20 protein-coding genes and 1 pseudogene are annotated in these 22,533 nt (G+C 72.9%); 10 read left to right on the plus strand and 11 right to left on the minus strand.

Annotated elements, in window-relative coordinates:
* The first annotated feature begins 95 nt into the window (after positions 1-95).
* A complete protein-coding gene (locus ACF1G2_RS34850; RefSeq protein WP_391802172.1) occupies positions 96-521 on the plus strand; it encodes a PPOX class F420-dependent oxidoreductase in 426 nt (141 codons plus the stop codon).
* A gap of 119 nt (positions 522-640) precedes the next feature.
* Here ACF1G2_RS34850 and ACF1G2_RS34855 read toward each other — a convergent pair whose 3' ends face one another.
* The 5 genes from ACF1G2_RS34855 to ACF1G2_RS34875 form a co-directional block, all read right to left on the minus strand.
* A complete protein-coding gene (locus tag ACF1G2_RS34855) occupies positions 641-1,258 on the minus strand; it encodes an ATP/GTP-binding protein (RefSeq protein ID WP_361444698.1) in 618 nt (205 codons plus the stop codon).
* Positions 1,239-1,655 (minus strand): DUF742 domain-containing protein, encoded by a 417-nt coding sequence (locus ACF1G2_RS34860; protein WP_391802173.1) that lies wholly within the window; start codon positions 1,653-1,655, stop codon positions 1,239-1,241. Before ACF1G2_RS34860 ends, ACF1G2_RS34855 begins: the two co-directional genes overlap by 20 nt.
* 15 nt (positions 1,656-1,670) lie before the next feature.
* On the minus strand, positions 1,671-2,105 hold the full coding sequence (locus ACF1G2_RS34865) for a roadblock/LC7 domain-containing protein (protein ID WP_352192636.1): 435 nt from the start codon (positions 2,103-2,105) through the stop codon (positions 1,671-1,673).
* A complete protein-coding gene (locus ACF1G2_RS34870; protein WP_391802174.1) occupies positions 2,102-5,095 on the minus strand; it encodes a nitrate- and nitrite sensing domain-containing protein in 2,994 nt (997 codons plus the stop codon). Before ACF1G2_RS34870 ends, ACF1G2_RS34865 begins: the two co-directional genes overlap by 4 nt.
* Before the next feature lie 102 nt (positions 5,096-5,197).
* Positions 5,198-6,100 (minus strand): MHYT domain-containing protein, encoded by a 903-nt coding sequence (locus tag ACF1G2_RS34875; protein WP_391802175.1) that lies wholly within the window; start codon positions 6,098-6,100, stop codon positions 5,198-5,200.
* Between the two features lie 151 nt (positions 6,101-6,251).
* Here ACF1G2_RS34875 and ACF1G2_RS34880 point away from each other — a divergent pair, with 151 nt between their 5' ends.
* From ACF1G2_RS34880 to ACF1G2_RS34895, 4 genes are all read left to right on the plus strand, one after another.
* Positions 6,252-6,866 carry a class I SAM-dependent methyltransferase gene (locus ACF1G2_RS34880; protein ID WP_391802176.1) on the plus strand — a complete coding sequence of 205 codons (615 nt, stop codon included), beginning with the start codon at positions 6,252-6,254 and terminating at the stop codon, positions 6,864-6,866.
* Between the two features lie 86 nt (positions 6,867-6,952).
* On the plus strand, positions 6,953-7,258 hold the full coding sequence (locus tag ACF1G2_RS34885) for a hypothetical protein (protein WP_391802177.1): 306 nt from the start codon (positions 6,953-6,955) through the stop codon (positions 7,256-7,258).
* 123 nt (positions 7,259-7,381) lie between these two features.
* Entirely contained in the window at positions 7,382-8,236 is an 855-nt protein-coding gene (locus ACF1G2_RS34890; protein ID WP_391802178.1) for a hypothetical protein, read from the plus strand.
* Positions 8,237-8,431: 195 nt separating this feature from the next.
* Complete coding sequence (locus ACF1G2_RS34895; protein ID WP_391802179.1) at positions 8,432-9,823, plus strand: tannase/feruloyl esterase family alpha/beta hydrolase; 1,392 nt, start codon at positions 8,432-8,434, stop codon at positions 9,821-9,823.
* A gap of 54 nt (positions 9,824-9,877) precedes the next feature.
* Here ACF1G2_RS34895 and ACF1G2_RS34900 read toward each other — a convergent pair whose 3' ends face one another.
* The 3 genes from ACF1G2_RS34900 to ACF1G2_RS34910 form a co-directional block, all read right to left on the minus strand.
* Complete coding sequence (locus ACF1G2_RS34900; protein ID WP_391802180.1) at positions 9,878-10,423, minus strand: MOSC domain-containing protein; 546 nt, start codon at positions 10,421-10,423, stop codon at positions 9,878-9,880.
* Positions 10,424-10,613: 190 nt separating this feature from the next.
* Positions 10,614-10,796, minus strand: a complete 183-nt coding sequence (locus tag ACF1G2_RS34905) for a hypothetical protein (protein ID WP_361444727.1) — start codon at positions 10,794-10,796, stop codon at positions 10,614-10,616.
* A gap of 16 nt (positions 10,797-10,812) precedes the next feature.
* On the minus strand, positions 10,813-11,901 hold the full coding sequence (locus ACF1G2_RS34910) for a fatty acid desaturase family protein (RefSeq protein WP_391802181.1): 1,089 nt from the start codon (positions 11,899-11,901) through the stop codon (positions 10,813-10,815).
* A gap of 274 nt (positions 11,902-12,175) precedes the next feature.
* Here ACF1G2_RS34910 and ACF1G2_RS34915 point away from each other — a divergent pair, with 274 nt between their 5' ends.
* Both ACF1G2_RS34915 and ACF1G2_RS34920 read left to right on the plus strand, forming a co-directional pair.
* Positions 12,176-15,259, plus strand: a complete 3,084-nt coding sequence (locus ACF1G2_RS34915) for a DEAD/DEAH box helicase (RefSeq protein ID WP_391802182.1) — start codon at positions 12,176-12,178, stop codon at positions 15,257-15,259.
* Positions 15,256-16,614 carry an SWF or SNF family helicase gene (locus ACF1G2_RS34920; protein WP_391802183.1) on the plus strand — a complete coding sequence of 453 codons (1,359 nt, stop codon included), beginning with the start codon at positions 15,256-15,258 and terminating at the stop codon, positions 16,612-16,614. Before ACF1G2_RS34915 ends, ACF1G2_RS34920 begins: the two co-directional genes overlap by 4 nt.
* 143 nt (positions 16,615-16,757) lie before the next feature.
* Here the strand turns inward: ACF1G2_RS34920 and ACF1G2_RS34925 are convergent, their stop codons facing one another.
* The gene (locus tag ACF1G2_RS34925; protein ID WP_391802184.1) at positions 16,758-17,339 is read right to left on the minus strand and encodes a hypothetical protein; all 582 of its coding nucleotides are present in this window, start codon (positions 17,337-17,339) and stop codon (positions 16,758-16,760) included.
* 121 nt (positions 17,340-17,460) lie between these two features.
* Positions 17,461-18,315, minus strand: coding sequence for a bifunctional 5,10-methylenetetrahydrofolate dehydrogenase/5,10-methenyltetrahydrofolate cyclohydrolase (locus tag ACF1G2_RS34930; RefSeq protein ID WP_391802185.1), 855 nt, complete (start codon positions 18,313-18,315; stop codon positions 17,461-17,463).
* Between the two features lie 357 nt (positions 18,316-18,672).
* Here ACF1G2_RS34930 and ACF1G2_RS34935 point away from each other — a divergent pair, with 357 nt between their 5' ends.
* The 3 genes and pseudogenes from ACF1G2_RS34935 to ACF1G2_RS34945 form a co-directional block, all read left to right on the plus strand.
* Complete coding sequence (locus ACF1G2_RS34935; RefSeq protein ID WP_391802190.1) at positions 18,673-19,938, plus strand: GAF domain-containing protein; 1,266 nt, start codon at positions 18,673-18,675, stop codon at positions 19,936-19,938.
* Positions 19,939-19,983: 45 nt separating this feature from the next.
* Positions 19,984-21,507 carry an aldehyde dehydrogenase family protein gene (locus ACF1G2_RS34940; RefSeq protein ID WP_391802186.1) on the plus strand — a complete coding sequence of 508 codons (1,524 nt, stop codon included), beginning with the start codon at positions 19,984-19,986 and terminating at the stop codon, positions 21,505-21,507.
* Between the two features lie 229 nt (positions 21,508-21,736).
* A pseudogene (locus ACF1G2_RS34945) lies at positions 21,737-21,889 on the plus strand (helix-turn-helix domain-containing protein); the annotation flags it as partial.
* 69 nt (positions 21,890-21,958) lie between these two features.
* Here ACF1G2_RS34945 and ACF1G2_RS34950 read toward each other — a convergent pair.
* On the minus strand, positions 21,959-22,533 hold a 575-nt coding region (locus tag ACF1G2_RS34950; RefSeq protein WP_391802187.1), incomplete at its 5' end, for a sensor histidine kinase.

Below are 22,533 nucleotides of genomic sequence, written 5' to 3' on the forward strand. Positions count from 1 at the left end.
AAGCCTTACGCACTGTCGTGGACAGAGCAAGCACCCCTGGCGATGCCGGGGGTGGCGAGCACGCCGCACATGCCCCGGTGGCGCACCATGGAGGTATGCCGAAGATGACCGAGGAACAGTGGCGGGCGTTCGTGTCCGAGGGAACGCGCACGGGAAAGCTGGCGACCGTACGCGACGACGGGAGTCCGCACGTGGTCCCGATCTGGTTCGTGCTCGACGGCGACGACATCGTCTTCAACACGGGTAAGGGCACGGTCAAGGGCCGCAACCTGGCCCGCACCGGACGGGCCGCCCTCTGCGTCGACGACGACCGGCCGCCGTTCGCCTTCGTCTCGCTCCGGGGCAGCGCCGAGATCAGCGAGGACCCGGGGGAGCTGCGCCGCTGGGCCGCTCGCATCGGTGCCCGGTACATGGGCGAGGAACGCGCCGAGGAGTTCGGCTCCCGCAACGGTGTCCCCGGCGAACTCCTCGTACGCCTGCGGATCGAGAAGGTGACCGCCGAGAGCGGCGTCTCCGACTGACCGCGCACGACCGCACGATCCGCACGACCTCACGACCTGCGCGACCCACGACGAATCGGTCGCGAGGCTCCGGAGCAGCCTCGCGACCGCCAAGTCGCGGTCGCTTCGTCGCGGTCGCCTCACCCGACCGAGTCGAGCAACCGCGCCGTGTGCATGCGTCCCGCGTACTCGACCAGTCTGATCAGCACCTCCTTGCCCGAGTCCCGGTCGCGCGCGTCGCACAGCACCACCGGCGTGCCGCGGTCCAGGTCCAGCGCCCGCGAGACCTCGTGCGCTCCGTAGTTCCGTGCCCCCGCGAAGCAGTTGACCGCCACGACGAAGGGGATCTTGCGGTGCTCGAAGTAGTCGACGGCGGGGAAGCAGTCCTCGAGCCGTCGTGTGTCGGCGAGGACGACGGCTCCGAGAGCCCCTTGGGAGAGCTCGTCCCAGAGGAACCAGAACCGGTCTTGTCCCGGCGTACCGAACAGGTACAGGGAGAGGCCGGAGCGGATCGTGATGCGGCCGAAGTCCATGGCGACCGTCGTGGTGGTCTTCTGGTCGACTCCCCCGGTGTCGTCCACCGACTCCCCGGCCCGGCTGAGCTGTTCCTCGGTGCGCAGCGGACGGATCTCGCTGACGGCGCCCACCAGCGTGGTCTTGCCGACGCCGAATCCGCCGGCGACCAGAATCTTCAGGGCGAGGGCCGTGGTGTCCACGCCGCCGCCCGCACCCGTGCTCTCAGAGCGCTCGTAGGCCATCGATGACTTCCCTCAGGATCCGTTCGTCGGGCAGCTGCGCGGGCGGTACGGGTCGGCTGACCCTGACGAAGCCCGCTTCGAGGAGGTCGCCGAGGAGGACCCGGACGACGCCGACGGGCAGATCGGCGTCGGCGGCGAGTTCGGCCACCGACTGCGTCTCCGCCCTGCACAGGGTGAGCAGGGCCCGGTGTTCGGGGCCGAGGAGCGACTCCTCGGCCCGGCCGGGCGGGTCGTCGTCGACGACGACGAGTGCGATGAGGTCGAACCGTACGTTGCTGGGCCCCGGCTTCGTGCGGCCGCCCGTCATGGCGTACGGACGGACGAGCGGCCCGGCGTCCGCGTCGTACCACTGACTGCCCGGCGGGGCCTGGCCGTCGCCGGGGCTGTCCTGGTTCATGGATGGTGTCTCCGGTCAGCCGGCGGCCGGCGGGGTGGCGGTGAGCCGCGGCGGGGTGTGCAGATGCTCGCCGACTCGCTTCACCAGCCGGGCCATCTCGTAGGCGATCAGGCCGATGTCGGCGCTCACGGAGCTGAGGACGGCGAGGCAGGAGCCGTCACCGGCGGCGGCGACGAACAGGAATCCGTCGTCCATCTCCACCATGGTCTGGCGTACGCCCCCGGTGTGGAACTGGCGGCCCGCGCCCTTGGCGAGGCTGTTGAAGCCGGAGGCGATGGCGGCCAGATGCTCGGCGTCCTCGCGGCTGAGTCCGCTGGAGGAGCCGACGGCGAGTCCGTCGTTGGACAGCACGACCGTGTGCCGGACCTCGCGGACCCTGACGACGAGGTCGTCGAGGAGCCAGTCGAGTTCACCGGAGCGGTGGTGGGACATCCTCTCGTGGTCGATCATGCGTGGTCTCCTTCACTGCCGAAGTCGTGGCCGAAGTGGCGGCCGTGGTCTGAGGCGTTACCGAAGCCGGGGCCGGAGCCCGGAGCGGATTCACGGCCGGCGTCACGGCCGGCGCCCGTTCCCAGTGGCCGTCTGGTGCCGGGGGCCGGGCCGCCTCCCCGGGCCCAGCCGTCGCGGTAGGCGGTCATCCGGTCCCTGACCTGCTCGGGGGTCCGTTCCTCCGCGCCCTGGACAGCCGGGGTCGGCGGCAGGTCGGCCGGTGGCGCCTCGCGCAGCTGCGGTACGAGGCTGGCCTGGCGTACACGCCGGGGCAGGTCGCCGGAGTCGTCGGAGGGCGGCTCCGACGGACCGGGCGCGGGCGCCGCGGAGGGTGTGTGCGGCGGCGGAGTGGCGGAGCGGGCGCGCTGACGCAGGGTCGTGACGCCGGCCGGTGGCTGCTCGGGGGACCCCTGATCCTGCGCCTCCGGCTGCCCCGCGAGGGCGGGTATCCGGGGCGGGCGCGGCAGCGAGGCCGCCGACGCCTGCGACGGCGACGGTGACTGCGGCTGCGACGGCGACGGCGACGGCTGAGCGGAGGGCGACGCGGACGCGGGGGACGCCGGCGGGAAGGCCGACGCGGGCGACGAATGGGGCCGGGGCGAGGACACGTTCCGGGACGGGGGCAGCGCCTGGGTCTGGGCCGGGGGCGGTACGGCGCCCACGGAGGCGGGCGACTGCGCGCGGTGCCGCGGGTAGGGCGCCTCCTCGGCACCCGGCCGCTCGCGGTGCACCGCGTACTCCCGCGGGTCGTCCCCGCGCGCCGGTTCTGCCGTCCGCCCGTGCGCCGTGCTCCTTCCGGGCGGGAGCGCGCCCTGCAGCACGTCGGTGGGGAGCAGGACGACGGCGGTCGTGCCGCCGTACGGCGAGGTCCGCAGATGGACCTTGATCTCGTGGCGGGAGGAGAGCCGGCTGACCACGAACAGGCCGAGCCGGTCACTGTCGAAGAGGTCGAGCGCCTCGGACTGCGCGATCCTCGTGTTGGCCTCCGCGAGGGTCTCCTTGCCCATGCCGAGACCCCGGTCCTCGATCTCCAGGGCGTAGCCGTTGCCGACGGGCTCCCCGCTGATCCGCACCTTCGTGTGGGGCGGGGAGAACTGGGCGGCGTTCTCGATGAGTTCGGCCAACAGATGGGTGAGGTCGGCGACCGCGCCGCCGATGACCGACGTCTCGGGCAGCTGGCGCATCTCCACGCGCGCGTAGTCCTCGATCTCGGAGACGGCGGCCCGTACGACGTTGGTCAGCGGCACCGGCATGCGCCAGGCGCGGCCCGGGGCGGCGCCGGAGAGGATGATGAGGCTCTCGGCGTGACGTCTCATGCGCGTGGTGAGGTGGTCGAGCCGGAACAGGTCGCCGAGTTCGTTCGGGTCGTCGGCACGGCGCTCCATGCTGTCGAGCAGGTTGAGCTGACGGTGGACCAGGACCTGGCTGCGGCGGGCGAGGTTGACGAAGACGCCGGAGATCCCGCTCGCGAGTTCGGCGCGTTCCACGGCGGCGGAGAGCGCGGCCCGGTGGACGGTGGTGAGGGCCTCTCCGACCTGACCGATCTCGTCCTGCGGGGCGGGACCGGGCGGGGCCTCTGCCTGTACGTCGATCTCCTCCCCGGCGCGCAGCCGCAGCATGGCGCCGGGGAGTTTGCGCCGGGCGATCCCGAGAGCCGTGTTGCGCAGGCTGATGAGCTCGATGACCAGGCCCCGGCCGATGCGTACGGAGATCACGAGGGAGGCGGCGACGGCGGCGAGGCCGAGCAGTACGGCGGCGCCACCGGCGGTGAAGGCGCCTCCGCCGAACGGGTCCGCCCGGTCGGCGGCGGCGCGGCGGGCGTCGGTCTCGATGGACGCGAGCCCGCCCCGTACGACCGCCATGGCGTCGTCCCAGGTGGCGGCGGGCACGGCCTGGACCGCCTTCCGGCCGGGGGCGGCCGCTCCGATGCGGTCCTCGGCGGTGGTGAGCTGCTGGTAGCCGCGCTGGTCGGCGAGTTCCTTCCAGGCGGCGCGCTCGGGGCCGCGCAGGTCGGCGGTGGCGGACTCGATGAGCGTGCGGCGCGTCTCGACCGCTCCGGTGAACCGGCGCAGTCTTTCCGCGCTCAGCTCGCCGTCGAGGTGGGCCGAGCCGAACAGGGCGTCCTCGCGGGCGAGCATCTCACCGGCGCGGCCGAATTCGAGGAGCACGCGCGCGTCGGCGCCGACCTCGGCGTCCTGGATGCCGGTCAGGGCGCCGCCGACGTCGAAGGCGGCCGTGATGGCGGCGGTGTACTCCGTGTACACCTGGTCCCAGTCGCCCTTGCCGGCCGCGGCTGCGGTACGAAGCCCGCCCAGGCCCTCGGCCGCGGTGACGAACCGGCCGATCCGGTCGGCGACGTCCCGGGGCAGGTCGCCCCTGTCGCCGACGGTGTGTCCCTCGTCGAGGCGGAGCCGGGCGACGGCGGCGTCGGTGCGCCGTGCCTGGTCCTTCAGCTCGGCGGCCCGTCCTGTGCCGGGCGACGCGACCTGACGCACGGCGGCCCGGCGTTCGGCCTGGAGCGCGGTGACGGCGGCGGCGACGGGTTCGCGGATCTCCGCGTCGACCCTCTGGAGCTGGCGCAGCCGGGCGATGTCCTGGGCGGTGGTGACCGTGGCGAATCCCCAGAGGGCCAGCAGGGAGACGACCGGGACCATCAGCAGCGAGACGATCTTCGCGCGGACGGTCCGGGGACGCAGCCCGCGACGGCCCGACGGCACGGACCGCGCGGAGGATCCGGACGGGGCGGAAGGTCCGGACGGAACGGTGGATCCGGACGCGTGGGAGGGCTCGGTGGGATCCGATCGCCCGGACGATGCGGCCCCGCCGGGGGGTGCCTCGGAGGCGTGCGCCGGTAGTTCATCGGCGGGAGGCCCCGCGTGCGCGCGCCGTCCGCGCGCCGCCTGCGGCGGCGCCGTCGTCCGGGCGTCCTGGGTCTTGCGGGGAGTTCGCATGGCCTCCTCGTTCCGGCTGCGTCTGTCCTGGTGCGATGTGCGTGCGGGGCGGGCGACGACGTTCCGAGCGGTATGGGCGCGTCGCCTACGAGGGGGCGGGGCCTAGTCGACCGTGCGGGCCCGGTACGCGTAGGAGGGCGGGGCGTCGGCCGCTCCCGGCCTCGCGGTCCCGGGCTCCACGATGTCGTCTCCCCGCACCTGGGTACGGAAGCCGGGAGGCGCCACGTCGACCGCGCGTTCGTCCGGCTCGGTGATCCGCTCGGCCGAGGCGTACGCGGCGCGCTCCTTGGCGGTCGGGGAGAGGGCCACGAAGGCAGAGGTGATGAAGAGATAGGAGCCGAGACCCACGGCCAGCGGGAAGATGAACTGCATGGCGGTGGCTCCGGGCAGTCCGGCCGTCGAGGGGACGACCTCGACCTCGACGGCGAACATGCCCGTGTAGTGCATGCTGCTGACGGCGGCCCCCATGACCAGCGAGGCGAGCGCCACGGCGACCGGTGCGTGGATGTTGAGCGCGGCCCACAGCGCGGCGGTCGCGGCGACGACGGCGATGGCGACGGAGAGCCCGACCAGCATCGGGTCGTACGTCACCTGGCCGTGCAGACGCAGGGCGGCCATGCCCATGTAGTGCATGCTCGCGACGCCGATCCCCGTCGTCAGTCCGCCGATCAGGAGCGAGCGGCCCCGTTCACGTCCGTAGCCGACGGCGAAGACGCCGACGCCGACCACCGCCATGGCGATGAGCAGGCTGAGAATGGTGAGCGGAACGTTGTAGCGGATGTCGGTTCCGGTGACCCCGAAGCCGAGCATCGCGACGAAGTGCATCGTCCAGATGCCGGTGCCGATGGCGGACGCGGCGGTGAGCAGCCAGTTGCGGCGGGATCGGCCGGTCGCGTCGAGCGCCCGTACGGTGCAGCGCAGCCCGAGGGCGGCGCCTATGCAGGCCATCGCGTACGACAGCACAGGTGTCAGCCAGCCGAAGGCGGCGTGGTCCAGGTGTCCCATGACCCAGGGACGCTAGACCGCACAGGGGGGCGCATCAGGGGCGCATTTCGAAAGCTGATGGAATATGACGCAGAGATGTTCCAGAACGATCGTGCCGCGCTCGAACATGGACACCGGGCGCTCACCCCTGAGGCTGAGGCATCATGCACGCATGAGCGATGATCCCACCCGTGTCCAAGAGTTCTTCGGCCCCCGCGCCGCCGGCTGGGACTCCCGCTTCCCGGACGACGGCCCCGCGTACGCCGCGGCCGTCGCCGAGCTCGGCCTGCGCTCCGGGGACGCGGTGCTCGACGCGGGGTGCGGAACCGGCAGGGCGCTGCCCGCGCTCCGCACGGCCGTGGGCCCGACGGGAACCGTCATCGGAGCGGACCTCACCCCCGAGATGCTCGAAGAGGCGGTACGGGCCGGGCGTGACGGGGCCGGGGAGCTGATCAGGACCGACGTCGCCCGGCTGCCCCTGCGCGACCGCGCTCTCGATGCCGTGTTCGGCGCCGGGCTCATCTCCCACCTGGCGAACCCGGCCGCCGACCTGCGCGAACTGGCCCGGGTCGTGCGCCCGGGCGGCAGGCTCGCCCTCTTCCATCCCATCGGACGGGTCGCGCTCGCCGCCCGGCACGGGCGGCAGATCACCGACGACGACCTGCGCGCCGAACCCAACGTGCGTCCGCTGCTGGCCCGTTCCGGCTGGCGGATGCTCAGTTACGTGGACGAGGAAGACCGTTACCTCGTGCTCGCCGTACGGCAGGACGACCGAGTTCCGTCGTAGAGACGCCCGACGCACCCTTCTTTCCCGGCAGTTACCTGTCTACCGTGGAAGGGCCGGGCAGCCGTGTCCGGGAGAGGCGGCAGGCCATGGCCCGTGTGCGAGCACTGTTCAACGCCCTCCTGCCGGCCGCGCGAAGGTCACCGGACGCACCGGGCAAACCCGCCCCGGTGCGACGGCAGCACAACATCTTCGAAGCGGCGGCGACGTATGTCGCGGGCTGTGTGGAGGACGATCAGGACCGGATCGACGAGGCCGTCACCTGGGTCTCCCCCGAGGCCATGACGTTCGGGATCAACGAGCTCGCCTGCCGGGCGGTGATCGCCCTGGCGCGCGAACGGGACGAGTCGCCCGAGACCGTGGCACGGTCGCTGCTCGGGCTGCCCCCGGCCTGAACCGTACGGAAGGGACCGCGCGCCCCCTCCGTCGCCCTCCGGGCCACATTCCCTTCCGGAGACTCTCGACGCGCGGGTTACCCACTGGTTAAGGTGCGCCGACGACCAGATGGGGAGGCTGCCGTGGCTACCGCCGACGACGACGCGCTGTATGTGCTGACCGCCGTGCTGCTCACGCCCGCGCAGTTTCCGAGCGTGCTGGGCGACGACTACCCGGCGGCGTGCGCGGCGCTGGAGATCGAACCGTACGCCGGCGGGTACGGGCTGGTCCTCGGCCAGGACGGCGTGGGAGCCCGCTGGACCGTGATCGTCGACGACGTCTCGCTGGTCGCCGTGGCCATCGCCTCCTGGGACTGCGGGATGGAGTACGACCTCTCCCCCGACGAGCGTTCGGTGGTGGCGGCGCTCCCCGGCTGGCCGCTCGCCGTCGCCTCGGCCGCGCCCGGCCTGCCGGCCCCGCACGACCCCGAGCCGGAGGAGGGCGACCGCGCTCCGCTGTCCCCGCCCGAGGAGGACGGCTGGGGTCCTGCGCAGCGCAGGCTCGGTGCCGACGAGGTCGCACTCCAGTGGGCTGCCTGGCGGGCCCAGATGGATGAGGACGACGCGACGGCCGACGAGGCCGCGGTGGAGACGGGTGCCGCGGGTGGGGCCGGTACCGCCGGTGATGCGGGTGGTGCGGACGGCTCGGGGACGGAGGCCTCCCACGACCCGTACGACGGGGTGCGCCGTGCCCTCGGCGAGCTGCGCGGCTACCTCGATGACGCCCCGCCGGTCGGCCGGGTGCGGTCGAGCTTCGCGACGGGTGAGGCCCGCATGCTCCGGGCCGACGGACCGGGCTGGTCCCTTGTCGCGCGGACCGACGACATGGCCTTCGTCCTCCTGGACGACGAGCCGCGCGAAGTCCTCCCCGTGGCCCGCGGCCCCAAGCTGCCCGCGCTCCTGGAGGCCCTGGACGCGATCGCGGTGCGCCCCGCCTGATCCGCGCCTCATCCCCCCGCCGGGTCCGCGCACGGGTCCGCACACCGCGCCGGGTGTGCCCACCGATCCGCCCCAGGCTGTTCCCACACATGGCAGACGGACCCGAGGTGTGGCGCGGAACCATGGCCGCTCGGGAAGAGGTGGCCGCACGATGTGGCGGCGCACCCCTTCCCGTCGTCCCATCGGAGGCTGTCCATGCCGTCCACGCGCCTGTTCCGAGGCGTTCCGCTCCTCACCGCGTTCCTGGCCGCGCTGACCGTCGCCGGCCCTGCCGTACCGGCCGGGGCCGAGTCCGGTCCCACCCGGCCCGGCTGCGCGGGCGCCCACCCCGTCCATGTCCCCGGGGCCGCGCACCAGGAGACCGCGTGCCTCGCCGATCTGACGACCGCGGGCCTGGCGGGTACCCGGTACACCGACATGGCCGACCAGGCCGGGCTCTCCGCGAAGGGGACCCGGAATCCGTCCGGCGTCCCCGGCGTGCAGGTCGACGGCTACTTCCCGGACGACTCCCGCCTCAACGCCACGCACGGCTGGTCCCATGACGCCCAGTTCGTCATCCGGCTCCCCGAGCGCTGGAACGGCGGTCTGGTCGTCACCGGCGCGCCCGGCACCCGGCGCCAGTACGCCACCGACACTCTCATCTCCGACCATGTCCTGGCCCAGGGCTTCGCCTACGCCGCCACCGACAAGGGCAACACGGGTCCGGACTTCTTCACCGACGGGCGCGAGCCGGGCGACGCGGTCGCCGAGTGGAACCGGCGGGTGACGGAGCTGACCAGGGCCGCCAAGAAGACCGTGCGGCTGCACTACGGCCGTGCGCCCCGGCACACGTACATGACGGGCATCTCCAACGGCGGCTATCTGACCCGCTGGCAGCTGGAGAACCGCCCCGAGCTGTACGACGGCGGCGTCGACTGGGAGGGCGTCCTCTGGACGGCCCACGGGCCCAACCTGCTGACGAGTCTTCCGGTCACCGTCGCCCGCTCACTCGGCCGGGCCTCCGACGAGGACCTGATCGGCGCCGGATTCGCGGAGGGCTCCCGCTTTCTCTGGCCGTACCACGAGAAGGCGTACTGGGGCGTGACGCAGAAGAGCTTCCGGGCCGAGTTCGATCCGGCGTACGACCCCGCGTGCCCGGGCACGACGGCCGGTTCGACGGTCGAGGAGATCCTCGCCCCCTGCGCCTCCGACGCCTCGTACGACTACGCCTCCCGCCCCGCGTCCGTCCGCCGCGCGGTCGCCGGGGTGGCGCTTACGGGGCGGATCGGCAAGCCGCTCATCACCCTGCACGGCGATCTGGACACACTGCTGCCGATCGCGACCGACTCCGACGTGTACGCCGGGATGGTCGACGCGCGCGGCCGGTCCGGGAAGCACCGGTACTACACGGTCCAGGACGGGACGCACACGGACGGGCTGTACGACACCTACCCCGACCGGCTGCGGCCGATCCTGCCTTGCTACCGCTCGGCGTTCGCCGCGCTGCGCGGGTGGGTCGAGGAGGGTACGGCGCCGCCCGCGAGCCGAACGATCGCACGGCAGGCGGGCGAGGACGTGGTCAACTCCTGTGCGCTGCCGCACCCCTAGCGCGACGGGTCACGGCCCCGGGGCGGTCCAGGACGCGCTTCGGCGGACCGGGGCTCAGACCATCTCCAGGGGGCGGTGCGGCTCGGCCGGCAGCTCAACCCTGATCGGGTCGCCGGGCCGCACCTCGCCACCGGCGAGCACGATGCTCATGATCCCGGCCTTGCGGACGACCCGCCCGCTCTCGTCCCGGCCGAGGACCTGCTTCAGCAGCCCGTGCCGATAGCTGTCGATCTGCGCGCAGGGGTTGCGGAGCCCCGTGACCTCGACGACGGCCTCGGCTCCGAGGTGCAGCCGGGTGCCGACGGGCAGGCCGAGGAGGTCGATGCCCCGGGTGGTGATGTTCTCGCCGAGGGCGCCGGGGGCGACCTCGAAACCGGCGCCGGCGACCTCGTCGAAGAGTTCCGCGTGGATCAGGTGCACCTGACGCAGGTTCGGCACGGTCGGGTCCTTGGCCACGCGGGAACGGTGCTTGACCGTGGCACCGGCGTGGACGTCCCCCTCCACGCCGAGACCGGTGAGCAGCGTGACGCTGTCCCGGTTCGGCTTGGTGAACGAGTAGACGCCGTTGCTGCTGACCGTCGTGACGGTGGCGCTGCTCATGACGGGAGCCCCCTTCTCCGATCCGATGATCACATGACCGTGATCGCCGTCGAGCGTACGCCAGACGTACGTCGAGGCCGGCGCCGCGCAGCCGCCGCCTCATGGCCGACCACCGCGCGGGCCCACACGCGGGGCGGCCCGCTCGCACGACGGCCCGCACGCGCGACGGCCCGCACGCAGGGCGGTGTCCTCAGCGGTTGAGCTCCTTGCGGGAGATCCGGCGCAGTCGGCGCCGCTGGCTGGGATCCAGGGCCAGATAGGCCACGGCCGGGACACCGAGCACGATCAGCAGGGAGAACCAGAATCCGATGAGGGGCCACAGGAGGAGGCCGACGGCCACTCCCCCGATCACGATCTTCGTCCGTGTCGACATGTCCGACGCCTCCTTGTCACGCTGCCGAGCGCAGCGGCTCCCCGACCTCGTGCAGATGTCCGAGCGCCTGTCGGTAGGACTCGACGAAACCGGTCTCTGTGTAGGGGATACCCACCGTACGACAGTGCGCACGCACGGCGGGCTGAGCGAGCCGAAGATGCGGCCGCGGCATGCTCGGGAAGAGGTGGTGCTCGATCTGGTAGTTCAGTCCGCCGAGGAACCAGTCGGTGAGGAGTCCGCCCCGGATGTTGCGCGAGGTGAGCACCTGGCGTCGCAGATGCCCCCAGCTCTCGCCGTCCGGGTGGGCGTCCGGCATCTCCATGCCCTTGTGGTTGGGCGCGAAGGCCATGCCCAGGTGGAGTCCGAGGAGCATCTGGTGGATCAGGGCGAAGGCGAGGGCCTGGCCGACGGTGAGGGTGGTGAGGAGCAGCGTCGCGTACCCGAGGACATGGGCGAGGAGCAGGGCGCCCTCGACGAGTCGCTCGCGCCGGGTCCGGTAGGGCCCGTCCTCGGAGAACAGGGCCTGGAACCCGTACACCTTCAGCGCGATGCCCTCCAGGGTGGTCAGCGGGAAGAAGAGCCAGGCCTGGTGGCGCGTGAGCCAGCCGCGGAACCCGGCGCGACCGGCCGTCTGATGCTGGGCGAAGACGAGGATGTCGGCCGCGACGTCCGGGTCCTTGTCGAGGTGGTTGGGGTTCGCGTGGTGGCGGTTGTGCTTGTCGTTCCACCATTCCTGGCTCATGCCGAGCAGCAGGTTGGCGTGGACGAGCTGGATCATCCGGTTCCGCCGGCGGTCCGCGCTGATCTGGGCGTGTCCGGCGTCGTGGCCGACGAAGGCGACGCGGGCGGAGAGCAGGGCGAGCGGCACGGCGAGGAGGAGGGCCCACCACGAGGGACCGAGCAGGACGAGGCCCGCGACGACGGCGGCGAGGCCGAGGAGGTTGACCGCCATGCCGCGCGCGTACCAGCCGACCCTGCGTTCCAGGAGTCCCTGCTCCTTGATGGTCCGCAGCAGCGGTGCGAATTCACTGCCGCCGCGGTCGCCGCCGCGGCGGGTCGCGGGGCTCCGATCGGGCGCCGCGAGCGTTGCGGTGGCCTGGGGCATGTAGGTCTCCGGTGTCCGTGGGGCGGTGGCCCGGGCGGGCCGCCCGGACTCCCTCGAACGTACGGATCGGTGATCCTCCGCAGCCATGGCGTCACCCCCCGAGGTGCCCGGGGGCTGCCCCGGGGGCCGGGGTGGGGCTGGCTCCACCCCTAGGGGTTCGCTCCCCGGCCCGGAGTCGCGGGAGGTGAGCCAGGTCACGGCGATTGCGCTCCCGGATGCCCGGAGCGTTCCTGTACCCTCGGCCGCTCGGCCCCAGTAGTCAAATTTGAGGAATGTGTTGTCGCCGTCCCAGAGACTCGATGAACTCGCCCGCTGCTCCGCCGTTTTCCTGCCCGCCGATCCGCCCAGAGCGGGCCGGATCGCCTTCTGGTCCGCCAAGGGGACCCCGCCCGCCGACGGACTGCCGGTTATGGAGGACCGGCTGACCGTGGTGGCCGACGACGTGCGCCCGCAGTCGGTCGCGGCCGCCCTGATCCCCGTACGGGACGCCCTGCCGCTCCTCACACGCGCCCGGTTCTCGGACGGAGCCTCGCCCGCGACCGCGTTCTGGGGCGCCGCCACCCTCCTCGCGCTGCACCTCGCGGCGCGGGGTCTGCTGCTGCCCGGCCTCACGGCCACCGATCGCGACGCCTGGCGGGCCGGACCGCTGGGCCCCGAGGAACTGGCCGAACTCCGGGCGCTCGCCGCGTCGATGCCGCCCGCCGCCCATGCCGTACCCCTGTCGGGCCACGGATCCGCGCCGGACGCCGAACCGCTGTTCCTCCCCGATCCCGAGAAGCTGCTGCGCGCTTTCGTCGACGCCGTCGTGGACGGTCTGCCGCGCACCCCCGCCGCCCCTCTCGCCGCCGGCGGACCGGCCTTCGCCGCCGACGAGCCTCAGGAGCTGCCCGGACAGCGGGCCTGGGCGGCGGATGTGGCCGCCGGACATGACGCGGGCGTACGGCTCTCGCTTCGTCTGGAGCTGCCCGGGCTCGACGAGCGGGAAGCGCCGGCCTTCCGGGCCGTGCTCCAGATGCACAGCGTCGCCGACCCTGCGCTCATCGCGGACGCGGCCGAGGTCTGGGCCGCTTCGAGCCCGGCAGGCGCGTCGTTCGGACCCCGGGCCCGGATGGACGCCCTGCTCGCACTGCGCCGCGCCGCCCGCGCCTGGGCACCGCTGACACCGCTGCTCTCGGCGGCCGTGCCGGACTCCGTGGAGCTGGCCGACGAGGAGGTCACGGAGCTGCTCGGCCCGGCGGCCCGGGCGCTCGCCGCCACCGGTCTCCAGATCCACTGGCCTCGCGACCTGGCCCACCGCCTCACCGCCCGCGCCGTCATCGGCCCTCCGGACGGCGGCGGCGAGCGGGCCGGCGGCGGGCCGGACGGCGGCGCGCCCGACGGCGGCGGGCAGGCCGGACTCGGGCCCTGGGGCGACGCCTACGCGGGCTCCCGGGACGACGCCGACGAGGACGACCCTCGCTCCCCCGACCCGCGCTCCTCCGCGCTCCCCTCCTTCCTCTCCGCCGACGCGCTGCTCGCCTTCAACTGGCGGTTCGCCATCGGCGACCAGGAGCTCACCCGGGCCGAGCTCGACCAGCTCGCCGAGGCCGGACGCCCGGTCGTCCGGCTGCGGGACCAGTGGGTCCTCGTCGACCCGGCTGAGGTACGCCGCGCCCGCGCCGCCAGGGACCACAAGCTCACCCCGGTGGACGCGCTCGGGGCCGTACTGACGGGGACCACGGAGGTCGACGGCCGACGGGTCGAGGTCCAGGCGACCGGCTGGCTCGAGCAGTTGCGCGCCCGCCTCGACGACCCCGAGGGCGGCCCGCAGGAGGTCGTCCAGCCCGCCGCGCTCGCCGCGACGCTCCGCGACTACCAGCTGCGCGGTCTCAACTGGCTGCACCGCATGACCTCGCTGGGTCTCGGCGGCTGTCTCGCCGACGACATGGGACTCGGCAAGACCATCACCCTCATCGCGCTCCATCTGCACCGGCAGAGCGAGCCGTCGGGCGCGGGACCCACTCTCGTCGTCTGCCCGACCTCCCTGATGGGCAACTGGCAGCGGGAGATCGAGAAGTTCGCCCCCGGCACGCCCGTGCGCCGCTTCCACGGTCCGGCGCGCAGTCTGGAGGCCCTGGCCGACGGCGAGTTCGTCCTCACGACGTACGGCACGATGCGACTGGACACGGACCGACTCTCCGCCCCTACCTGGGGAATGGTCGTCGCGGACGAGGCCCAGCACGTCAAGAACCCGTACTCGGCCACCGCCCGGCAGCTCCGCACCATCGGCGCCAAGGCGCGCGTCGCCCTCTCCGGCACCCCGGTCGAGAACAACCTCTCCGAGCTGTGGGCCATCCTCGACTGGACGACGCCCGGTCTCCTCGGCCGGCTCGGCACGTTCCGGTCCCGGTACGCGGCCGCCGTCGAGGGAGGCGAGGATCCGGCGGCCGCCGAGCGACTGGCCGCGCTGATCCGCCCCTTCCTGCTCCGCCGTCGCAAGTCCGACCCGGGCATCGCGCCCGAGCTCCCGCCGAAGACCGAGACCGACCGGGCCGTCTCCCTGACCAAGGAACAGGCGGGCCTCTACGAGGCGGTGGTGCGCGAGACGCTCGCGGCGATCGCCGAGGCGGACGGCATGGAGCGGCGCGGTCTGGTGATGAAGCTGCTGACGGGGCTCAAGCAGATCTGCAACCACCCGGCCCAGTACCTGAAGGAGGAACGGCCGCGCATCGAAGGCCGTTCAGGAAAGCTGGAGCTGCTCGACGAACTGCTCGACACGATCCTCGCCGAGGACGCGAGCGTGCTGGTCTTCACCCAGTACGTGCAGATGGCGCGGCTCCTCGAACGGCATCTGGCGGCGCGGGGCGTCCGCACGCAGTTCCTGCACGGGGGCACTCCCGTCGCCGAGCGGGAGACGATGGTCACGCGCTTCCAGGCCGGTGAGGTGCCGGTCTTCCTCCTGTCGCTGAAGGCGGCCGGAACCGGGCTCAACCTGACCCGCGCCGGGCATGTCGTGCACTACGACCGGTGGTGGAACCCGGCGGTCGAGGCCCAGGCCACCGACCGCGCGTACCGGATCGGGCAGACGCAGCCGGTGCAGGTCCACCGGCTGATCGCCGAGGGCACGATCGAGGACCGCATCGCCGACATGCTGCTGCGGAAACGGGCGCTGGCCGACGCCGTGCTCGGCTCGGGCGAGGCGGCCCTGACCGAACTGACGGACGCCGAGCTGGCGGATCTGGTCCGGCTCCGTGGAGACGGCGACGGCGACAGCGACGGCGACCGCAGAGGCAGCGACAGCGACAGCGGCCGTGACGACGGCGGCGACCGGCACGGGAACGGGAACGCGGACCGGAACAGGAACGGGGACGGACGATGAGCGGGTACGCGTACGACGAGGAGTGGACCTTCGCGGCGATGCCGCCGGCGCGGGGCTCGACGTTCGCCCGCACATGGTGGGGCCGGGCGTGGCTGAAGGCCCTGGAGGACACGGCGCTCGACGGCGAGCAGCTGAAGCAGGGGCGGCGGCAGGCGAGGGCGGGCGCGGTGGGAGCGGTGTCGGTGCGTCCGGGCCGGATCACGGCGGTCGTCAAAGACCGTGACGGCTCCTCGTACCGCAGCGACGTCCTCCTCCAGGAGCTCTCGGAGGACGACTGGGACCGGCTGCTCGACCTGGCGGTGGAGAGCGCGGGACACATCGCCGCCCTGCTCGATCACGAGATGCCGCCGCACCTGGTGGAGGACGCGGCGGCGGCCGGGCTCGAACTGCTGCCGGGCATCGGCGATCTGGACCCCGAGTGCGGGTGCGAGGCGTGGGACCACTGCCCGCACACGACGGCCCTCTGCTACCAGGTGGCCAGGCTGCTCGACGAGGACCCGTTCGTACTGCTGCTGATGCGAGGGCGCGGTGAGCGGGCGCTCGTCGAGGCGCTCCAGGAACGCAGCGCGGCGCGGGCGGGGACGGAGGAGTCCGCCGTCGAGGAGTCGGTTCCGGAGGGCGTACCGGCCGAGGAGGCCTTCGCCGCACGCGACATCCTGCCCCCGCTGCCGGCTCCGCCCGTGCTTCCGCCGACGCCCGGCGAGCCGCCGTCCCTGGACACCGAGACCGCGCCCGAGCCGGGGATCGATCCGTCGGCGCTGGAGGTCCTCGCGGCGGACGCCACCGCCCGGGCGCACCGGCTGCTCGCCGAGGCGCTCGCCGCTCCGGGTCGGGAACGGTCGGGAACAGGCTCGGGAACGGGGTCGGGCACGTGGTCGGGAACAAGGTCGGGCACAGGCATGGTGGCGGCCACGGGCCCTGGCGCGGAACAGGCCCTGACGATCGCTCAGGATGCGGTGCGGCTGGCCGCCGGGTCTCCCCCGTCGTGGATCGCGGCGCGTCTCGCGGACGGGTCCGGCCGGCGGCGGTCGGAGCTGGACGTGGCGGCGCGCGCGTGGCGGTACGGGGGCGCTGCCGCCCTCGCCGTACTGGAGGAGGAGTGGACCCCCGGTGCGGAGGCCCTCGCGCGGGCGCGGGCGGTGCTCGGGGAGGCCTGGGAGGACGACGCCCGGCCCGTGCTGCGACAGGCCGGGGCGGCGGGCTGGACGGTGGTCGGTGCGGAGGCGCAGCTCCGTCTGGGCGAGGACGGTCGCTGGTGGCCGTTCCGCAAGGAGCGCGGCCAGTGGATCCCGGCAGGCCCCGCGGACCATGACCCCGCCGCCGCGCTCGCGGCGCTGTCGGCGCGGGAGGAATGACGGGAGGGCGGTGTCCGGCGGGTCGCGGTGTTCGCCGGGTCGCGGTGTCCGGCGGGGCGCAGCGGTCGGCGGGGCGCAGCGGTCGGCAGGGCACGGTGCCGAGCAGGGCGCGGTGGCCGGCAGGGCGGCGGCCTACGGCCCGCTCACAGCAGGGGCGCGGTGAGCGGGCGCGCCGTGGCGCCGGGGCGGGTGTAGGCGGTGAGGCTGCAGGCCACGGTGTCGGAGCCGAGGAGGTAGCCGGCGCGGTACGGGTACTGGACGAACGTGGTCCAGCGCGTGCCGGACGGTTGCCGTGCCGCCTTGCGGTGCAGCGGCTCGCGGCACAGGGCCGCTGCCGCGTCCCGTATGTCCCCGTCCGTGCGGTGGTCGCCCGCGAGCCGTAACACGGTGACGAGTTGGGCGTCGTGGGGCCGGTCGCAGTCGCGCCGTACGACAGTGCCCGGCTCGGCCCGGTCGATGTCGAAGCACTGCCCGGCCCTCAGGCGGTCGTACGGGACGGCGGCGGGCCCGCCGGCCGCCCCTCCCTGTGGTGCGAGCCGTCCGCCCGCGGCGGGCGCGGCGTCGACGGTGGCATCGTCCGAAGCGGCCGACCGTGCCCCGGGAGCGGCCGAGAGCCGGCTCTCCGCGTCCTGACGGCTCGCCAGCATGATCGCCACGACGAGGAGGAGGAGCGGCACGAGGAGGTGCCGGAGGGACGACGACAGCTCGCCGATGCGCGGTGACATGGCGACCAGGGTCGCCCGAAGTACCCCATCGGACCCGGTCGCCCGTCGAGTTGCAGCACGTCCCGTACAGGACTGTGACAATTCCCTTACCTGTAGGGGCCGTTGGCCGCCACTCGTCGTACTAGAGGCCGAGCTGACGCTCCGCGCCCTCGACGGTCTGGGCGAGGAGCACGGCGATCGTCATCGGGCCGACTCCGCCCGGTACGGGGGTGATGAGGGAGGCGCGCTCGGCGGCCGTCTCGAAGTCGACGTCCCCGACGTTGCCCGGGTTGTAGCCCGCGTCGATCACGACGGCGCCGGGCTTGATGTCCTCGCCCTTGATGAAGCGCGGCTTGCCCACGGCGGCCACGAGGATGTCCGCCTCACGGACGATCGAGGAGAGCTCGGTGGTGCGCGAGTGGCAGTACGTGACGGTGGCGTCGCGGCCGAGCAGCAGCAGGCCGGCGGGCTTGCCGAGGATCGCGGAGCGGCCGACGACGACGGCCCGCTTGCCGCTCGGCTCGACGTCGTACGCGTCGAGCAGGCGCATGATGCCGCCGGGCGTGCAGGAGACGAAGCCGGGAAGGCCGAAGCCCATGGCGGCGAAGGAGGCCATGGTGACGCCGTCGACGTCCTTCTCCGGCGCGATCGCCTCGAAGGCGGCACGCTCGTCGATGTGCGGACCCACCGGATGCTGGAGCAGGATGCCGTGGACCTCGGGGTCCTGGGAGAGCGCGGTGATCGCTGCGACGAGTTCCTCGGTCGTCGTCTCGGCGGGCAGCTCGACGTGCTTGGAGCGGATTCCGGCCTTCGCGCAGCGGTTCTGCTTCATCTTCACGTACGTGACGGAGGCGGGGTCCGCGCCGACGAGCACCGTGGCGAGACAGGGCGTGACGCCGGTGCGGCGGGTGATCTCGGCGGCACGTGCGGAGGTCTCCTCGACCGTACGGCGGGCGAGCGCGGTGCCGTCCATGAGGGATGCGGTGCTGGTGGACATGGGCCACTCCTGGGCGTCGTCGATGACAGGGAGATCGCCCAGGCGCACGGCAGCGTCGGATCCGCGCGGGTGCGCGGGGTCCGGCGGGACCGCTCCCCGGTGGTGATCCACCTCAAGCGCCAGTCACGGCCCGAGCCCTACTCTACGTGAGGCCCGAGGGAGCCCACAGGGGCGGTGTCCGGACAGGGTGCGTACGCGGTGGCGCCGGGAAGCTTGTCGACACGCTCGGCGCGCACGACGATGACGGACGGAGAGACGGACCGGGCGGTTCGACGGACCGACGATACGAGCGGTTCGACGATACGGGCGATTCGAGCGTGATACCTCGACCTGGAGGCCGAGTTGAGCGATGCGTGGATGGCTCCGGAGCCGGACGCCGGTGCGCTGCGCCGGGCGCACGAGGTGTTCACCAGCGGCGGCCAGGTCCACCTTCCTCCGGTACGTCCGCTGGTGGCGGAGTCGTGGCGGCGCTCGGCGCGGGCCCGGGTCAGTCCGGACGGTGCGGCCTGTGTGGAGCTCGCCGACGACGAGCTCGCGGGTCACCGCGAGGAGCATCCGCTCTCCGCGGCGATGCCGGTGATCCGTGAGCTGATGGGCACGTATGCGACGGACGGCGAACATCTGCTGGCGGTCTGCGACGCGGCGGGACGGATGCTGTGGGTGGAGGGTCACCCCGGGACGCTGCGGCGGGCGCGGGCGATGAACTTCGTCGCCGGAGCGCGCTGGTCGGAGTCGGTGGCCGGCACGAACGCTCCCGGCACCGCGATCGCCGTGGACCGGCCGGTCCAGGTGTTCAGCGCGGAGCACTTCCGGCGGCCGGTGCAGGCGTGGACGTGTGCCGCCGCTCCCGTACACGATCCGCGCACCGGGCGGCTGCTCGGCGCGGTGGACATCACCGGCGGCGACCGGCTGGCGCATCCGCACAGCCTGGCGTTCGTGCAGGCGGTGGCGCGTGCGGCGGAGTCCCAGTTGGCCCTCCTCGCGCCGGCGCCGGCCGCGGACCGCGTACGGCTGGCGGCGCTCGGCCGGGACGAGGCTCTGCTGAGCGTCGCCGGCCGGCGGCTGCGGCTGAGCAGGCGGCACAGCGAGATCCTCGTGATGCTCGTCCACCGCCCGGAGGGGGTGGGCGGCGACGAACTCCTGACGCTGCTGTACGAGGACGAGTCGGTCACCCCGGTCACGCTGCGGGCCGAACTGTCCCGGCTCCGCGGGCTGCTCGGTCCGGAGCTGTTGCGCTCCCGCCCGTACCGGCTGGCCGCGACGGTGGACGCGGACTTCGTCACGGTGGACCGGCGCCTCGGCTCGGGTGCGCTGTCGGGTGCGCTCGCCGACTACGCGGGTCCACTGCTGCCGGCGTCGCGGGCCCCCGGGGTCGTACGGCTGCGCGAACGGCTCGCGGACCGGCTGCGGGCGGCGCTGGTTAACCGGGGAGATCCGGCGCTCCTCGCGGACTGGACGTACAGCTCCTGGGGAGAGGACGACGTCGAGATGTGGCGGGCGCTGTCGGAGGTCGTTCCGGCTGAGGGGCGACCCCCGGCGGTGGCCCGGCTGCGGGCTCTGGACGCCGAACTGTCGGCGGGCGCAACAGGGTTGCAACGTCCGGCTTCGCAGACTCGGCGGTGAGCGCCGGCCAGGGACGGCGGGCGCGCTCCGAGGGAGGCCATGTCCATGACCCGTTATGCCGCACCCGGCACCGAGGGCGCGATCATGTCGTACCAGGCCCGCTACGACCACTGGATCGGCGGTGAGTACGTGGCCCCGGCCCGGGGCGGGTACTTCGAGAACCCGAGCCCGGTCGACGGCCGCCCCTTCACCGAGATCGCCCGCGGCACGGCGGAGGACGTGGAGAGCGCCCTGGACGCGGCGCACGCGGCGGCCCCCGCCTGGGGCCGCACGGCGCCCGCGGAGCGCGCCGGAGTCCTCCTGAGGATCGCCGACCGGATGGAGGCGCACCTGGAGGAGCTGGCGGTCGCGGAGAGCTGGGAGAACGGCAAGCCGGTCCGCGAGACGCTGGCCGCCGACATCCCGCTCGCGATCGACCACTTCCGCTACTTCGCGGGGGCGCTGCGCGGCCAGGAGGGCGCGCTGAGCGAGATCGACGACGACACCGTCGCGTACCACTTCCACGAGCCGCTGGGGGTCGTCGCGCAGATCATCCCGTGGAACTTCCCGATCCTGATGGCGGTCTGGAAGCTGGCCCCGGCGCTCGCGGCCGGCAACGCGGTCGTCCTGAAGCCGGCCGAACAGACGCCGGCGTCCGTGCACTTCTGGATGAGTCTGGTGGCCGATCTGCTGCCGCCGGGCGTGGTGAACATCGTCAACGGATTCGGCGTGGAGGCGGGCAAGCCGCTGGCGTCGTCACCGCGCGTCGCCAAGATCGCGTTCACGGGCGAGACGACGACGGGCCGGCTGATCATGCAGTACGCCTCCGAGAACATCAAGCCGGTCACCCTGGAACTGGGCGGCAAGTCGCCGAACATCTTCTTCGACGACGTGTGGTCGGCGGACGACGACTTCCGCGACAAGGCGCTGGAGGGCTTCACGATGTTCGCCCTCAACCAGGGCGAGGTGTGCACGTGCCCGTCGCGCGCCCTGATCCAGCGCGGCCACTACAGCGAGTTCCTGAAGGCGGCGGTGGCCCGTACGGAACAGATCGTCCCCGGCCACCCGCTGGACACGGACACCATGATCGGCGCCCAGGCCTCGAACGACCAGCTCCAGAAGATCCTCTCGTACCTGGACATCGGCCAGCAGGAGGGCGCGAAGATCCTGACGGGCGGTCAGCGCATCGAGTACGACGGCGAGCTGGCGGGCGGCTACTACGTCCAGCCGACGATCTTCGAGGGCGACAACCGTATGCGGATCTTCCAGGAGGAGATCTTCGGCCCGGTCGTCGCGGTCACCTCCTTCACGGACTTCGACGACGCGATCCGCACGGCGAACGACACCCTCTACGGCCTCGGCGCGGGCGTCTGGACCCGCGACGGAAACACGGCCTACCGCGCGGGCCGCGCGATCCAGGCGGGCCGCGTCTGGACGAACTGCTACCACGCCTACCCGGCCCACGCGGCATTCGGCGGCTACAAGCAGTCGGGCATCGGCCGCGAGACCCACAAGATGATGCTGGACCACTACCAGCAGACGAAGAATCTACTGGTGAGCTACTCGCCGAAGAAGCTGGGCTTCTTCTAGGGGCACGAAAAAGGGCGTCTGACCTGGGCTTTCACCCCGCAGGCGCCCTGTAGCGCTCCGATCAGCAGCGATCTGAGTTTTGCACCTTAACTCCCGGTTTGATCCACAGTCATCCCAGCCCTGACCAGCTCTTCCGGTCTATTTCCGGTCCAAGCCCGGTCCGGCTCGGCCTGTGGCGCGTACTGGGCGGCCGAAGACCGAGTTGATCCTGTCCGCGCTCGGGGGACGGGTGCGGCGCCGTTTCACGCTGCAGGCGTGGGCTCTTCGCTGCCGGATCATCCTGGCCTGCGCCGAAGGCGCTTCGAACAAGGACGTGGCGGCCCGGCTCGGTTCTACCGCGCATGCGGTGGGCCGATGGCGGGCGAGGCTCGTCGAGCACCGGATCGCCGGGCTGGGAGACATGCCCCGCCGCGCAGGTCCACGAGCACGGCTCCGAGGAGATGTAGGGCGCTCATTCCCGCTCGGCCGTGAGCGGGATCCGCCACTCGAGGACCGTGCCGCTGCCGGGCGCCGCTCGGGCGTGGACCGACAGAGTGCCGCCCAGCCGCTCGGCCCGTTCCGACAGGTTCCGCAATCCGCTGCGGCTGCCGCCGTGCGGGATGCCGACCCCGTCGTCGCTCACCGTCACCGCCAGCACGCCCTCGTCGGCCACGACCGACACCTCCGCCCTTCGGGCCCGGGCGTGCCGTGCCACATTGGTGAGCGCTTCCCCGAGGACGGCGAGCACCTCCTCAGCCGCCTCCGGTGGTACATCTGTGTCGATCAGTCCCTCCATGCGCAGCGCCGGAGCGAATCCGAGCGTCGACGCGGCCGAGTCCACGGCCTTGACCACGCAACTTCGTAGTTTCGGGGCTGTTCCCGGGGTGTCGTGGTCCCGGAGGCCGAAGATGGTGGATCGGATGATCTTGATGGTGGCGTCCAGGTCGTCGACGGCCCGGGTCAGCCGGTCCACCGCCTCCGGGTGCTCGACGAAGCGCCGCGCGCTCTGCAGCGTCATCCCGGTGGCGAACAGGCGCTGGATCGCCA

It is taken from the genome of Streptomyces sp. NPDC013457 (assembly GCF_043089925.1).
Taxonomy (GTDB): domain Bacteria; phylum Actinomycetota; class Actinomycetes; order Streptomycetales; family Streptomycetaceae; genus Streptomyces.